At 72.5% G+C, this 13,762-nt stretch carries 9 protein-coding genes; 2 read left to right on the forward strand and 7 right to left on the reverse strand.

The window, feature by feature from the left end; all coding sequences use genetic code 11:
* Positions 1-1,506 carry a cell wall metabolism sensor histidine kinase WalK gene (locus BIU94_RS06570; RefSeq protein ID WP_071255699.1) on the reverse strand — a complete coding sequence of 502 codons (1,506 nt, stop codon included), beginning with the start codon at positions 1,504-1,506 and terminating at the stop codon, positions 1-3.
* Positions 1,503-2,186 carry a response regulator transcription factor gene (locus BIU94_RS06575; protein WP_254782889.1) on the reverse strand — a complete coding sequence of 228 codons (684 nt, stop codon included), beginning with the start codon at positions 2,184-2,186 and terminating at the stop codon, positions 1,503-1,505. Before BIU94_RS06575 ends, BIU94_RS06570 begins: the two co-directional genes overlap by 4 nt.
* A 150-nt stretch (positions 2,187-2,336) precedes the next feature.
* Between BIU94_RS06575 and BIU94_RS06580 the strand changes: the two genes are divergently transcribed.
* Both BIU94_RS06580 and BIU94_RS06585 read left to right on the forward strand, forming a co-directional pair.
* The gene (locus BIU94_RS06580; protein WP_071255706.1) at positions 2,337-2,777 is read left to right on the forward strand and encodes a hypothetical protein; all 441 of its coding nucleotides are present in this window, start codon (positions 2,337-2,339) and stop codon (positions 2,775-2,777) included.
* A gap of 147 nt (positions 2,778-2,924) precedes the next feature.
* The gene (locus BIU94_RS06585; RefSeq protein WP_175472115.1) at positions 2,925-3,467 is read left to right on the forward strand and encodes an HdeD family acid-resistance protein; all 543 of its coding nucleotides are present in this window, start codon (positions 2,925-2,927) and stop codon (positions 3,465-3,467) included.
* Positions 3,468-3,476: 9 nt separating this feature from the next.
* Here the strand turns inward: BIU94_RS06585 and BIU94_RS06590 are convergent, their stop codons facing one another.
* The 5 genes from BIU94_RS06590 to lgt all read right to left on the reverse strand — a co-directional run bounded on the left by BIU94_RS06590 (position 3,477) and on the right by lgt (position 13,735).
* Positions 3,477-4,577: a VIT1/CCC1 transporter family protein gene (locus BIU94_RS06590; protein ID WP_071255725.1), complete on the reverse strand. Its 1,101-nt coding sequence runs from the start codon at positions 4,575-4,577 to the stop codon at positions 3,477-3,479.
* 256 nt (positions 4,578-4,833) lie between these two features.
* On the reverse strand, positions 4,834-6,279 hold the full coding sequence (gene pyk, locus BIU94_RS06595) for a pyruvate kinase (RefSeq protein WP_071255729.1): 1,446 nt from the start codon (positions 6,277-6,279) through the stop codon (positions 4,834-4,836).
* Positions 6,280-6,419: 140 nt separating this feature from the next.
* Positions 6,420-7,877, reverse strand: coding sequence for a glutamate synthase subunit beta (locus BIU94_RS06600; protein WP_071255732.1), 1,458 nt, complete (start codon positions 7,875-7,877; stop codon positions 6,420-6,422).
* A 59-nt stretch (positions 7,878-7,936) separates the two neighbouring features.
* Complete coding sequence (gltB, locus tag BIU94_RS06605) at positions 7,937-12,541, reverse strand: glutamate synthase large subunit (protein ID WP_139196315.1); 4,605 nt, start codon at positions 12,539-12,541, stop codon at positions 7,937-7,939.
* A gap of 183 nt (positions 12,542-12,724) precedes the next feature.
* A complete protein-coding gene (gene lgt, locus BIU94_RS06610; RefSeq protein ID WP_083404623.1) occupies positions 12,725-13,735 on the reverse strand; it encodes a prolipoprotein diacylglyceryl transferase in 1,011 nt (336 codons plus the stop codon).
* Between the last annotated feature and the right edge of the window lie 27 nt (positions 13,736-13,762).

A 13,762-nucleotide genomic window follows, 5' to 3' on the forward strand; every position in this document is an offset into this window, starting at 1 on the left:
CTAGCAGGACCCGGGTACCGCCCCGGTCCTCGGCAGTGCCAGCTCGAACACCGCACCCCCGAGCGCCGCTCCGCCCGCGGCCTCCACGTACCGCAGGGTGCCGCCGTGCGCCGCGGCGATCCCCCGCGCGATGGGCAGCCCGAGACCGGCGCCGCCCGTCCGGGCGTCGCGCGACGCCTCGAGCCGGACGAGCCGGTCGAAGACCCGCTCGCGGTCGGCCGGCGGGATGCCCGGGCCGTCGTCCGCGACGCGGACCGCGACCTCGCGCCCGCGGTCCTCGAGCGCGATGACGACGGTGCCCCGACCGCCGGTGGCGCGTGCGGCGTTGTCGACCAGGTTGCCGACGACCTGGGCCAGCCGCTCGGCGTCGACGGTCGCCGGGACCGGGCCGGCGGGGACCGCGACGCGCAGGTCGACGGACGGCAGCCGCAGCCGGAGCCGGTCCCCCTCGGCGGCGAGCACCGCGCCGAGGTCGACCGAGCGCCGGTCGAGTTCGATGCCGCGGTCGAGCCGGGCCATCGTGAGCATGTCGTCGACGAGCCGTGCGGCCCGGTCCGCCTGACGCACGACGTGCACCGCGAGGGCCTCGCGGGTCGCGTCGTCGCCCCCGCCGCGCACGAGTGTGTCCGCCGCGGCACGGACGCCGGCGACCGGCGTGCGGAGTTCGTGCGCGGCGTCGGACAGGAACGAGCGGACCCGGGCCTCGGCGGCGACCGCGTCGTGCTCGGCCCCCTCGACCGCGTCGAGCATCTCGTCCATCGCGACGGCGACGCGGCCGATCTCGGTGTCCCGGCGCGAGGGGCGCAGGCGACGCCCACGGTCACCCGCGGCGATCGACCGCGCCGTGGTGGTCATGACGTCGAGGGGCCGCAGCGACCGGCGGACGACGAGCACCACGCCGGCGACCGCCACGCCCAGGAAGACCGCCGAGGCACCGCCCATCACCCACGCGAGCTGCACGAGCGTGTCCTGGACGTCCCGCGTGCCGGTCGTCAGTGTGATCCGGGTGCCGTCGTCGAGCCGGCTGACCAGGGTGAGCACGCCGTCGTCCTCCCGCAGCTGCGACGAGGTGACCGTCCGGCCCCCGTCGGAACCGGTCGCTGCCGACGGGGACGCCGAGGGCGAGGCCGAGGCGTCCGTCCCGGGGCGCCGGGCCGGACCGGGGACCGGGAGCGCAGCCGGGTCCGGTGGACCGGAGCGCAGTTCGTCCGGGGTCGGGCCGGCCTCGACCGCGGCGCCGTCGGGTTGCACGATCCGGACCGACAGACCCTGTGCGGAGAGCCGGTCCGCGAGGTCCTCGGCATCGACGGTGCCGACGAGCGCCGCGGCGGCCGAGGCCCGGTCGCGGAGCCGGTCCTCGACCTGGGCACGGAGACGGACCCCGAGCAGCGCCTCCACCGCGACCGCGAGGCCGGCGAGCAGGACCGCGAGCAACACCACGGTGGCGACGACGGTCCGCAGGCGCAGCGAGGTCGTGCGGAGGCCGCCGGTCCGCTGGTCGCTCACGCCGGCGTCCGGTCGTCGCTGAGCCGGTAGCCGAGGCCCCGGACGGTGTGCACGAGCCGGGGACCGTGCGCCTCCATCTTCCGGCGCAGCGCGCTGAGGTGCACCTCGACCACGTTCGCCGCGACCTCCTCGTACCCCCACACCTGCGTCGTGATCTGGGCCTTCGAGACCGTCCGGCCGCGGCTCTCGGCCAGGAAGCGCAGGAGGCGGAACTCCGTCGCGGTGAGCTCGAGCCGGACGCCCGCGCGGTGCGCCGTCGCGGCCTCGGGGTCCACGACGAGGTCGGCGACCTCGACCACCGACGGGATCCGCCCGCGGCGCCGGAGCACCGCCGTGACCCGGGCGACGAGCTCGGCCATCGCGAAGGGCTTCACCACGTAGTCGTCCGCGCCCTCGGCGAACCCCCGCAGCCGCTCGTCGAGTTCGTCGCGGGCCGTCATCATCACGACCGCCGCGTCGGAGGCCGACCGGATGCGCCCGGCGAGCAGGATGCCGCTCGGTCCGGGCATCATCCAGTCGAGCAGGACCAGGTCGGGGGCTGCGCGACGGAGGTCCTCGAGGACGTCGCGACCGTCGGGGGCCTCGGCGACGAGGAACCCCTCGGCGCGGAGGGTCGTCGCGACGGCGGTGCGGATGGAGTCGTCGTCGTCGACCACGAGGACACGGGCAGGAGCAGGCACGGCGGACACGGTAGGGCCTGCCGTCGGGTACGGAGCCTGGAGGACGCTGGAGAACCCCTGTGCTTCAGGTCTGCTTCAGATTCGGACTCGAGCGTCGTCCTCGTCGGTGGACCACACGGCCCACCTCCGACCCGAACAGGAGACACCACCATGCACGACGAACGAGACGACGAGACGACGGGGACGACCGGGACGACGGGGACGCGCCGCCGGGCGGTGCTGCGCCGGGTGGGCATCGGAGCGGCGGCGGCAGCGGTCCTCGTACTCGGCGGCGTCGGCGTCACCGCCGCCACCGCTGCGACGGGCGGGGCCACCGCCGGGCCCTCGGCGTCCGCGAGCAGCGGGCCGAGCGACGCGCCGGGCGACGACGCCACCGTGGTCCCCGGGCCGGCCGGACCCGACGCGGCAGCACCCGGGTGCGCCGCACTGCCGGGCGCCGGCGGCGGTGACGGGAAGACCCCGGCACCGCCGAAGCAGGGCGACACCCCGAAGCCGCCGAAGCAGGGCGACGCTCCCGCCGCACCGACGCCGGGCCGTCCCGACGCGTCGGCGACCGCGACCCCGCAGCCCGGCTCGGGCTCGGGCTCCTGACGTCGGGGCCGGGCGGTGCCGGGGCGCGACCCGAGCGGGTCGCGCACCCCGCGCCTCCCGGCCGCCTCGTCGGCCCGGACGGAACCGGAGGCGCCCGCTGCCGGGTAGCGTCGTGGACGTCAGCGGTCAGATCAGCAAGGAGTGCTCGTGGACTCTCGTGCCGTCCGCACGTTCCGGGTGTTCGTCGTCGTCACCGCGGTCGTCGCGATCGTGCTCGGCGTCACCGCGATCGCCTGGCCCCGCCCGTCGCTCGTGGTGGTGGCACTGGTGTTCGGTGTGTACCTCGTCGTCGCGGGCGCCCTGCGGGTGCTGGCGGCAGCGCGGGGACACGGCACGCCGACGCTCTGGCGGTGGACCTCCGGGGTGGTCGGGACGCTCGTCGCGGTGGCCGGACTGGTCGCCCTCGTCGACCCCGTCATCCCGCTGCTCGTCTACGCGGTGCTCGCGGGGATCGGCTTCGTCGTCGAGGGCGTCGCGTCGCTCGTCGGCGGCTTCGTCGGGCACCCCGGTTCGTCACGCGTCCCGACGCTCGTGAGCGGCGTGGTGTCGGTGCTCGCCGGGGTGGTCGTGCTGCTCGCCCCGGGGACGGCGCTCGCGGTCTTCACGGTGTTCGCCGGCATCGCACTCGTCGTCGTCGGCGCCGGGACGCTGCTGTTGCTGCCGCCGCGGGCCGCGGTCCGCCGCTGGTAGGGCTGCGGATCAGGCGTTGCCCGTCCCGAACAGCAGCCCGAGCGCGTAGGTCACCACCGCGGCCCCGAACCCGATCGCGAGCTGGCGCAGTGCGCGGCGACCCGGCGAGGCCCCGCTGAGCACACCGACGACCGCGCCCGTCCCGAGCAGGGCGAGCCCGACGAGCGCACCCGCGACGGCGATCGCCGCCCAGCCCTGCATGCCGAACAGGAACGGCAGCACGGGGATGACCGCGCCGGAGGCGAAGAAGCAGAAGCTCGACACCGCGGCACTGAGCCCGGTGCCGACGGCCTCGTGGTCCGCGGTGGTCACGATCCCGCCGGTCGCCGGGGACCGCTCGCCGATGCCGGAGAGCACCTGCGCGGCGTGCTCGGTCGCCTCGGCCTCCGACATGCCACGCGCCCGGTAGACGAGGGCGAGTTCGTTCGCGTCGACGTCCAGGTCGGCGACCGCGCGGCCCGCCTCGGGGTGCGGTGCGGACGCGTCGAGGAGTTCGCGCTGCGACCGCACCGAGACGTACTCCCCCGCCCCCATCGACAGCGCACCGGCGAGCAGTCCCGCGATCCCGCTCAGCAGGACGAAGTGCCGATCGGCGCCCGAGGCGCTGATCCCGATGATGAGCGCCAGGTTCGACACGAGGCCGTCGTTCGCGCCGAACACCGCCGCGCGGAACGTCCCCGACAGGCGCATGCGGCCCCGGTTCGCCAGCCCGCGGACGACCTCGCCGTGGATGCGCTCGTCGGCCGCCATCTGCGCGGTCGCATCGGCGTCGTCGGCGTAGGGCGAACGGTCCTCCGCCCGCTGCATGAGCGCGAGGACGAACACCGAACCGAACCGCTTCGCGAGCGACGCCAGGACCCGGGTGCGCAGGCTCCCCCGCTGCGGGCGGCCGACGTCCTCGCCGAGCAGGTCGACCCAGTGCTGCTCGTGCCGGCCCTCGGCCTCGGCCAGCGCAGCGAGGATCTCGCGTTCCTCGCCGGACCGGCGCGCGGCGAGGTTGCGGTAGACGGCGGCTTCGGCGCGCTCGTCCGCCAGGTACCGACGCCACCGGCGGACGTCGGCTGCGGTGGGTGCGGTGGCGGTGTCGTCCTGGAGGCTCACCCCGCCCATCCTGCCCGGCCGGCAGTCCGGTCGCGCCCCGGCTCCACCCCACCGAGCGCGCCCCGAGCGTCGACGCGCGTCGGGAATACCCCACGACCGCGCCCCGCGGACGCCGTCGCGCCCCGCTGTGCGGGGGCGCGACGACCGCGGCGGGGCGCACCACGGGGACGGCGGCGTCGGGACGCGACAGGGCGCGGACCGGAGGCTGCGCGCACCACGTGCGCCGTGCCTCCCGTCCGCGCCCTGTGGCGACGGATCCCGCGGATCAGTCCCGGACGTAGGCCGGGGCGGCCTCGGCGTGGGCGTCGCCCACGCGGTGCACCCGCAGGTCGTTCGTCGAGCCCTCGATGCCGGGAGGGGACCCCGCCGTCACGATGACGCGGTCGCCGGGCGCGGCGAGGCCGTTCTCGAGGAGGACGTCGTCGACCTGCGAGAAGAGCTCGTCGGTGTGGGTCTTGCGCTCCACCAGGAACGAACGGACACCCCAGGTGAGGGCCATCCGGCGGCGCGTGGCCTCGTTCGGGGTGAAGGCGATGATCGGCAGGCCGTGGCGGAGCCGCGACATGCGACGGGCCGAGTCGCCGGACTCGGTGAAGACGCAGAGGTACGAGGCCTCGGTGAACTCGGCGATCTCGACCGCGGCGAGCGTGATCGCGCCACCGAGGGTGCGCGGCTTCGTGCCGAGCGGCGCGATGCGCTCGAGGCCGTGGTCCTCGGTCGACTCGACGATGCGGGCCATCGTGCGGACGGTCTGCACCGGGTACTCGCCGACGCTCGTCTCACCCGAGAGCATGACCGCGTCCGCGCCGTCGAGGACGGCGTTCGCGACGTCGGACGTCTCAGCGCGGGTCGGGATCGGCGACGAGATCATCGACTCGAGCATCTGCGTCGCGACGATGACGGGCTTCGCCATGCGGCGGGACAGCTCGACGGCGCGCTTCTGCACGATCGGGACGGCCTCGAGCGGGAGTTCGACGCCGAGGTCACCACGGGCCACCATGATGCTGTCGAAGGCGTCGATGATCTCCTCGAGGGCGTCGACGGCCTGCGGCTTCTCGACCTTGGCGATGACGGGCAGGCGCTTGCCCTCCTCGTCCATGATCTCGTGCGCACGGTCGACGTCGGCGGCGTTGCGCACGAACGACAGCGCGATGAGGTCGGCGCCCTGGCGGATCGCCCAGCGCAGGTCGGCCTCGTCCTTCTCGCTCAGCGCGGGGACGTTGACGGCGACGCCGGGCAGGTTGATGCCCTTGTTGTTCGAGACGGTGCCGGCGACGACGACCTCGGTGCGGACGCTCACCCCGTCGGTGTCGAGCACGCGGAGGCGCACGCGGCCGTCGTCGATGAGCAGCGGGTCGCCGGGCTTGACGTCCTGGGGCAGGCCCTTGAACGTCGTGCCGCAGATCTCCTTCGTGCCGGGGACGTCCTCGGTGGTGATCGTGAACACGTCGCCGACGGCGAGCTCGTGCGGCCCGTCCGCGAACTTGGCGAGGCGGATCTTCGGACCCTGCAGGTCGACGAGGATCGCGACCGGCTTGCCGAGCTCCTCGGCGGCGCGACGGACGTTCTCGTAGTTGGCCTCGTGGACGCTGTAGTCACCGTGGCTGAGGTTCAGTCGGGCGACGTCGACGCCCGCTTCGATGATCTCCTTGACGGTCTCGTACTCCGACGTTGCCGGTCCGAGCGTCGAAACGATCTTTGCGCGTCTCAATGGATTCCTTCGTGGTGGTGGATGGAGCCTTCGGTTTCCACGCTGTGGGGCCGCGCGGAACGAACGAGGCCACCAGCACCCTACCGAGTACTGGTGGCCTCCCGCTCACGTCGAGGTGAGCATCTGGTGGTGGTCCGACATCAGACCGAGATCGCCCGGTCGGTCGCCTTGACCGGGGCCGGCAGGATCGTCGAGCCCTCGAGGTACTCGTCGACCTTCGCGGCGGCGGCGCGACCCTCGGCGATGGCCCAGACGATGAGCGACTGCCCGCGGCCGGCGTCGCCGGCGACGAAGACGCCAGGCTCGTTCGTCGCGTAGTCGGGGCGGCGGTCGATCGCACCGGAGACCGTCGTCGGCAGACCGAGCTGCGGCTCGATCGTCTCCGACTCGGGGCCGGTGAAGCCCATCGCGATGAGCACGAGGTCCGCCGGGATCTCGCGCTCGGTGCCCGCCTTCGGCACGCGTCGGCCGTCGAGGTACTCGGTCTCGGCGACCCGCAGTGCGCGGACCTCGCCGGCCTCGTTCGCCAGGAACTCGACGGTGGAGGCGAGGAAGTGCCGCTCGCCGCCCTCCTCGTGCGCGCTGGTGACCTCGAACACGGTGGGGAACATCGGCCAGGGCTGCTCGGACGGACGCTCGAGCGGCGGCTGCTTGCCGATCGCCAGGTTCGTCACGCTCAGGGCGCCCTGCCGGTGGGCCGTACCGATGCAGTCCGCACCGGTGTCGCCGCCGCCGATGACGATGACGTGCTTGCCCTCGGCCGTCAGCTGGTTGTCGACCCGGGTGCCCGCGTTCGCCTTGTTCTGCTGCACGAGGTAGTCCATCGCGAAGTGGACGCCCTCGAGGTCCCGGCCCGGGATCGGCAGGTCGCGCGGCACGGTGGCGCCGGTCGCGACCACGACGGCGTCGTAGCGCGACTTCAGGTCGTCCCAGGTGATGTCGCGCCCGATCTCGACCCCGGCACGGAACCGGGTGCCCTCGGCCTGCATCTGGGCGAGGCGCGCGTCGATCTGGCGCTTCTCCATCTTGAAGTCCGGGATGCCGTAGCGGAGCAGGCCGCCGATGCGGTCGTCCCGCTCGTAGACGGCGACGGTGTGACCGGCGCGCGTGAGCTGCTGCGCGGCGGCGAGCCCGGCGGGACCGGACCCGACGACGGCGACGGTCTTGCCGGTCAGGCGCTCCGGCGGGTGCGGCGTGACCCAGCCCTGCTGGAACGCCTCGTCGATGATCGAGACCTCGACCTGCTTGATCGTCACCGGGGGCTGGTTGATGCCGAGCACGCAGGACGCCTCGCACGGAGCGGGGCACAGGCGGCCGGTGAACTCCGGGAAGTTGTTCGTGGCGTGCAGGCGCTCGATGGCCTGGCGGCCCTCGCCCCGCCAGGTCAGGTCGTTCCACTCCGGGATGAGGTTGCCGAGCGGGCAGCCCTGGTGGCAGAACGGCACACCGCAGTCCATGCAGCGGCCGGCCTGGCGCTTGAGCGCGCCGGACTCCTGCTGCTCGTAGACCTCTTTCCAGTCCATGAGCCGCACGGGTACGGGTCGTCGGGCCGGGAGCTCGCGCTCCTGGACCTTGAGGAAGCCCTTCGGGTCAGCCACGGGTCGCCTCCGTCGTGTCGTTGCTGGTCGTGGTCGGTGGTGCGGGGTGCGTGCCGTGCTCAGCCACCGGTGACCTCGAGGATCCGGTTCCAGACCACGTCGCCGTCGGGGTCGAGCCCCTCGTCGACCGCCTGCTTGCGGGTCTCGAGCACCGCCGCGTAGTCACGCGGGAGCACCTTGACGAACTCGCTCAGGTCGCCGGCCGCGAGCAGGTCCGCCGCGAGGGTCGACCCCGTCTCGTCTGCGTGCCGGGTGAGCAGGTCGGTCACGATCTCGACGTCGGCGCTGTCGAGGGGCTCCAGCCGGAGCTCCCCGGTCGCGAGGGCGTCCGTGTTGACGTGCTCCTCACGCAGGCCGCGGACGTACGCGGTCCCGCCGGACATGCCCGCGCCGAGGTTCCGACCGGTCTCGCCGAGGATGAGCGCGAGGCCACCCGTCATGTACTCGAGCGCGTGGTCGCCCACGCCCTCGACGACGGCGGTGGCGCCCGAGTTGCGCACCAGGAAGCGCTCCCCCACGATGCCGCGGATGAACATGCTGCCCTGCGTCGCCCCGTAGCCGATGACGTTGCCGGCGATGACGTTCTCGGCCGGGTCGAAGCCGGAGCCCGCGTCCGGCCGGACGACGATCTCGCCGCCGGACAGGCCCTTGCCGACGTAGTCGTTGCTGTCGCCGACGAGCCGCAGCGTGATGCCGGCGGGCAGGAACGCACCGAGCGACTGCCCGGCGGAACCGCGGAGCGTGATGTCGATCGAACCGTTCGGCAGCCCGTGCTCGCCGTGGCGGCGGGTGACCTCGTGGCCGAGCATCGTGCCGACCGCGCGCTCGGTGTTCCGGATCGGCAGGTCGAGCGCGATCGAGCCGCCGTGGTCGAGGACGTCGGCGGTCTGCTCGATGAGCTGGACGTCGAAGTGCTGCTCGAGCTCGTGGTCCTGCGCGCGGTGGTGCCGGCGGGGCTCGGACGCGTCGAAGTGCGGTCCGGTGAGCACCGGGCCGAGGTCGAGGCCGGAGGCCTTCCAGTGCTCGAGTGCACGGTCGACGTCGAGCACGTCGGACTGGCCGATGGCCTCGTCGAGCGTGCGGAAGCCGAGCTCGGCGAGCAGCTCGCGGACCTCCTGTGCGATGAACTCGAAGAAGTTCACGACGAACTCGGGCTTGCCCGAGAAGCGCTTGCGGAGCTCCGGGTTCTGCGTCGCGACGCCCACCGGGCAGGTGTCGAGGTGGCAGACACGCATGAGGATGCAGCCCTCGACCACGAGCGGCGCGGTGGCGAAGCCGTACTCCTCGGCTCCGAGGAGCGCTGCGACGACGACGTCGCGACCGGTCTTCATCTGGCCGTCGACCTGCACGACGACGCGGTCGCGCATGCCGTTCAGCATGAGCGTCTGCTGCGTCTCGGCGAGACCGATCTCCCACGGCGTGCCGGCGTGCTTGAGCGAGTTGAGCGGTGACGCCCCCGTCCCCCCGTCGTGGCCGGAGACGAGCACGACGTCGGCCAGGGCCTTCGTCACGCCGGCGGCGACCGCGCCGATGCCGGACTGGCTCACGAGCTTCACGTGGACGCGGGCGGCGGGGTTCGCGCGCTTCACGTCGAAGATCAGCTGCTTGAGGTCCTCGATCGAGTAGATGTCGTGGTGCGGGGGCGGGGAGATGAGCCCGACGCCCGCGGTGGCATGGCGGGTCCGGGCCACCCACGGGTAGACCTTGGTCGGCGGCAGCTGGCCACCCTCGCCGGGCTTCGCGCCCTGGGCCATCTTCAGCTGGATGTCCGTGGCGTGCGTGAGGTACATGCTCGTCACGCCGAACCGGCCCGACGCCACCTGCTTGATGGCGCTGCGGCGCTCCGGGTCGAGCAGGCGGTCGACGTCCTCGCCGCCCTCGCCGGTGTTCGAGCGTCCGCCGAGGCGGTTCATCGCGATGGCGAGCGTCTCGTGGGCCTCCTTCGAGATGGACCCGTAGGACATGGCACCGGTGTTGAACCGTTTCACGATCGACTCGATCGGCTCGACGTCGTCGAGCGCGATCGGCGGGCGGACACCGTGCTTGAACCGGAACAGGCCGCGGAGCGTCATGAGCTCCTCGGACTGGTCGTCCACGGCGCTCGAGTACTCGCGGAAGATGTCGTACCGCCGCGCCCGCGTGGCGTGCTGCAGACGGAAGACCGTGTCCGGGTTGAACAGGTGCGGCGGTCCCTCGCGGCGCCACTGGTACTCGCCGCCGGTCTGCAGCCGCTCGTGCGAGAGCACCGCGCCGTCCTGCGGGTACGCCTGGGCGTGGCGCTCGGCGTTCTCCTTCGCGATGACGTCGATGTCGACGCCGCCGAGGATCGACGAGGTGCCGGTGAAGTAGCGGTCGACGAACTCCTGGCTCAGTCCCACCGCTTCGAACGCCTGGGCGCCCGCGTAGCTCGAGACGGTCGAGATGCCCATCTTCGACATGATCTTCAGGACGCCCTTGCCGAGCGCCTTGATGACGTTCTTGACGGCCTGCTCGGGGCTGATCCCGCTGATCATGCCGGAGCGCACGAGGTTCTCGCAGGTCTCCATGGCGAGGTACGGGTTGATCGCCGAGGCGCCGTACCCGATCAGCGTGGCCACGTGGTGGACCTCGCGGACGTCGCCGGCCTCGACGATGAGCCCGACCTTCATGCGCTGCTCGGTGCGGATGAGGTGGTGGTGCACCGCGGCGAGCAGCAGCAGCGACGGCACGGGCGCCTGCTCGGCGTTGCCGTCGCGGTCGGAGAGCACGATGAACTGCTTGCCGGACTCGATCGCCGCGTCGACCTCGTCGCACACGGCGGCGATGCGCTTCTGCATCGCCTTCTTGCCGGCGTCGACGCGGTAGAGCCCCTTGATCGTCACGGTGAGGTGGCGGCCGGAGCCGGTCTCGAAGTGCTGCACCTTGGCGAGCTGGTCGTTGTCGATCACCGGGAAGTCGAGCGTGATCTGCTTCGCGTGCTCGGGGCCGGCCGAGAGCAGGTTGCGCTCCGGCCCGAGGCCCATCCCCATCGACGTGATGACCTGCTCGCGGATCGAGTCGAGCGGCGGGTTCGTGACCTGCGCGAACTGCTGCGTGAAGTAGTCGAACAGCAGGCGCGGCCGCTGGGAGAGCACCGCGATCGGCGTGTCCGACCCCATCGCACCGAGCGGCTCCGCGCCGGTCTGCGCCATCGGCCGGAGCAGGATGCGGACCTCTTCCTCGGTGTACCCGAAGGCACGCTGTCGTCGGGTGACCGACGCCGGGGTGTGCACGATGTGCTCGCGGTCCGGGAGGTCGTTGAGGTTGATCCGACCGGCCCCGAGCCACTCGGCCCACGGACCCGACGCGGCCAGACCGCGCTTCACCTCGTCGTCCTCGATGATCCGGCCGGCCTCGGTGTCGACGAGGAACATCCGTCCGGGTCGGAGACGGCCCTTGCGCACGACCTTCTCCGCCGGCACGTCGATGACGCCGGTCTCCGAGCCCATCACGATGAGCCCGTCGTCGGTCACCAGGAAGCGTCCGGGGCGGAGGCCGTTGCGGTCGAGCGTCGCGCCGACGAGCGAGCCGTCGGTGAACGTGATGGCGGCGGGGCCGTCCCACGGCTCCATGAGCATCGAGTGGTACTCGTAGAAGGCACGGAGGTCCGGGTCCATCGCGACCTGGTTCTCCCAGGCCTCGGGCACCATCATCGACACCGCGTGCGGCAGCGAGCGACCGGTCAGCGTGAGCAGTTCGAGCACCTCGTCGAACGAGGCCGAGTCGCTGGCACCGGGGCTGACGATCGGCAGCAGCGGTGCCATGTCGCCGAGCAGCTCGCTCTCGAGCTGCGACTGGCGCGCCCGCATCCAGTTGCGGTTGCCGCGGACCGTGTTGATCTCACCGTTGTGCGCGATCGTCCGGAACGGCTGGGCGAGCGGCCACGACGGGAACGTGTTGGTCGAGTAGCGGGAGTGCACGATCGCGAGCTTCGACGCGAAGCGCTCGTCGCTGAGGTCCGGATAGAACGGCTCGAGCTGCAGCGTCGTGACCATGCCCTTGTAGACAGTGGTCCGGCTCGACAGGGACATGAAGTACAGGTCGTCGTCGTGCTCGGCACGCTTGCGCAGCCGGAAGGCCTGGCGGTCGAGCGCGATGCCGCTCCAGGGGTGGCCGTGCACGTCGTGCCGGACCGACGCCACGAAGAGCTGCTCGAACGCCGGCATGGCGGCGCGCGCCAGCGACCCGAGGACCTCGGGCCGGACCGGGACGGTGCGCCAGCCGAGGACCTTCAGGCCCTCTTCACGCGCGAGGCGCTCGACCGCACCCTTGACCGCGTGCCGACGGTCGTCGTCGGTGGGCAGGTAGGCCGTGCCGACGGCGTACTCCCCCGCTGCGGGCAGCTCGAACGGCACGACGGCCCGCAGGAACTCGTCGGGCACCTGGCAGAGGATGCCGGCGCCGTCGCCCGTCCCCGCGTCCGAGCCCACCGCACCGCGGTGCTCGAGGTTGCGGAGCGCGCCGAGGGCGGCGTCGACGATGTCGTGGCCCGGCGTCCCGCGCAGGGTCGCCACCATCGCGAGACCGCAGGCGTCCTTCTCGTTCGCCGGGTCGTAGAGACCCGTGGCGTCCGGGATCGCCGAGAAGCGGCGGTGCGGCGGCACGAGCGTCGTCGATGCCGGTGTCTGGTCTGGCTGGAGCGCCATGGGGAACCGTCCTCACGAGGAAGTGGAACAGGGACAGCGGTGGCCCGGTGGTGCGTTCCGCCCGAGCGGGCGGGACTGGTGCCCGTGCCCGCCGTCAGTGAGGTGCGCTGTCGGCCGGCGAGGAGTCGGCCCCGCTTGTGGCGGGGCCAGACGGGTGGTGCTGGTGGGACCCGAGCGGTCCGGTCAGCGCGGGGACGCGACCGGGTCGGTGCTCGGGACGTCCGTGGAGTGGTCGTGCGTGGAGTCGTCGTCCGCGTCGTCGTCGTGCTCCGAGAACGTGTTGTCGGAGTCTACATCGGACTTCGGGCCGGGCTGGCGGCCCGGCAGGTACGGGCTCGGCTCCTTGCCGGTGTGGCGTCGCGACTGCACGACGAAGATGACGATGCCGAGCAGGATCGCGGCGAAGGACATCCAGACGTTCGTGCGGATGCCGGCGAAGGTCTCGCTCGTGTCCACCCGGATCGACTCGAGGACGGAACGGCCGGTGCCGTACCAGATGAGGTACAGCGCGAGGACCTTGCCCCACTGCAGCTGGAAGCGGCGGTCGAGCAGCAGGATCACCGCGACGCCGACGAGGTTCCAGATGATCTCGTACAGGAAGGTCGGGTGGAACAGGGTGCCCTCGGGCAGACCGGCCGGGTACGCCGGGTTCGACGACTCGATCTGCAGACCCCACGGCAGGCTCGTCGGCATGCCGAAGAGCTCGTGGTTGAAGTAGTTGCCGAGCCGCCCGAACGCCTGGGCGAGCAGGACGCCCGGCACGACGGCGTCGATGAACGACGAGAACCGCAGCCCGACCTGGCGGCAGCCGATCCAGGCACCGACCGAGCCGAGGATGAGCGCGCCGAAGATCGCGAGGCCGCCCTCCCAGATCGCGAACGGCTTCCACCAGAGGATGCCGGGGCCGAAGTAGTCGCTGACGTGTGTGAGCACGTGGAACGCCCGGCCTCCGACGATGCCGGCCGGCACGGCCCAGATCGCGATGTCGATGATGATCCACCGCTCGACACCGCGCGCGTTGAGACGGCGGTTCGCGAGCACCACGGCCGCGACGATCCCGATGAGGATGCAGATCGCGTACGCGTGGATGCGGAAGTCGAGCGGCAGCGACCAGCCGAAGACGTCGCGCAGCCATGCGGTCAGGTCGAAGTACTGCCAGGCGGTGCTCGGGCTCGGGATGCTCAGGAGGGGCATGGAGGTGCGGTCGCCTTTCGGAACTGA

Source organism: Curtobacterium sp. MMLR14_006 (assembly GCF_001864985.1).
GTDB lineage: Bacteria > Actinomycetota > Actinomycetes > Actinomycetales > Microbacteriaceae > Curtobacterium.

What these genes read in the sequence shown, in the direction of transcription:
- BIU94_RS06580 (WP_071255706.1), top strand. Translation starts at nt 2,337, where the DNA reads ATGCACGACGAACGAGACGACGAGACGACGGGGACGACCGGGACGACG.
- BIU94_RS06590 (WP_071255725.1), bottom strand. Translation starts at nt 4,577, where the DNA reads ATGGGCGGGGTGAGCCTCCAGGACGACACCGCCACCGCACCCACCGCA.
- gltB (WP_139196315.1), bottom strand. Translation starts at nt 12,541, where the DNA reads ATGGCGCTCCAGCCAGACCAGACACCGGCATCGACGACGCTCGTGCCG.
- lgt (WP_083404623.1), bottom strand. Translation starts at nt 13,735, where the DNA reads ATGCCCCTCCTGAGCATCCCGAGCCCGAGCACCGCCTGGCAGTACTTC.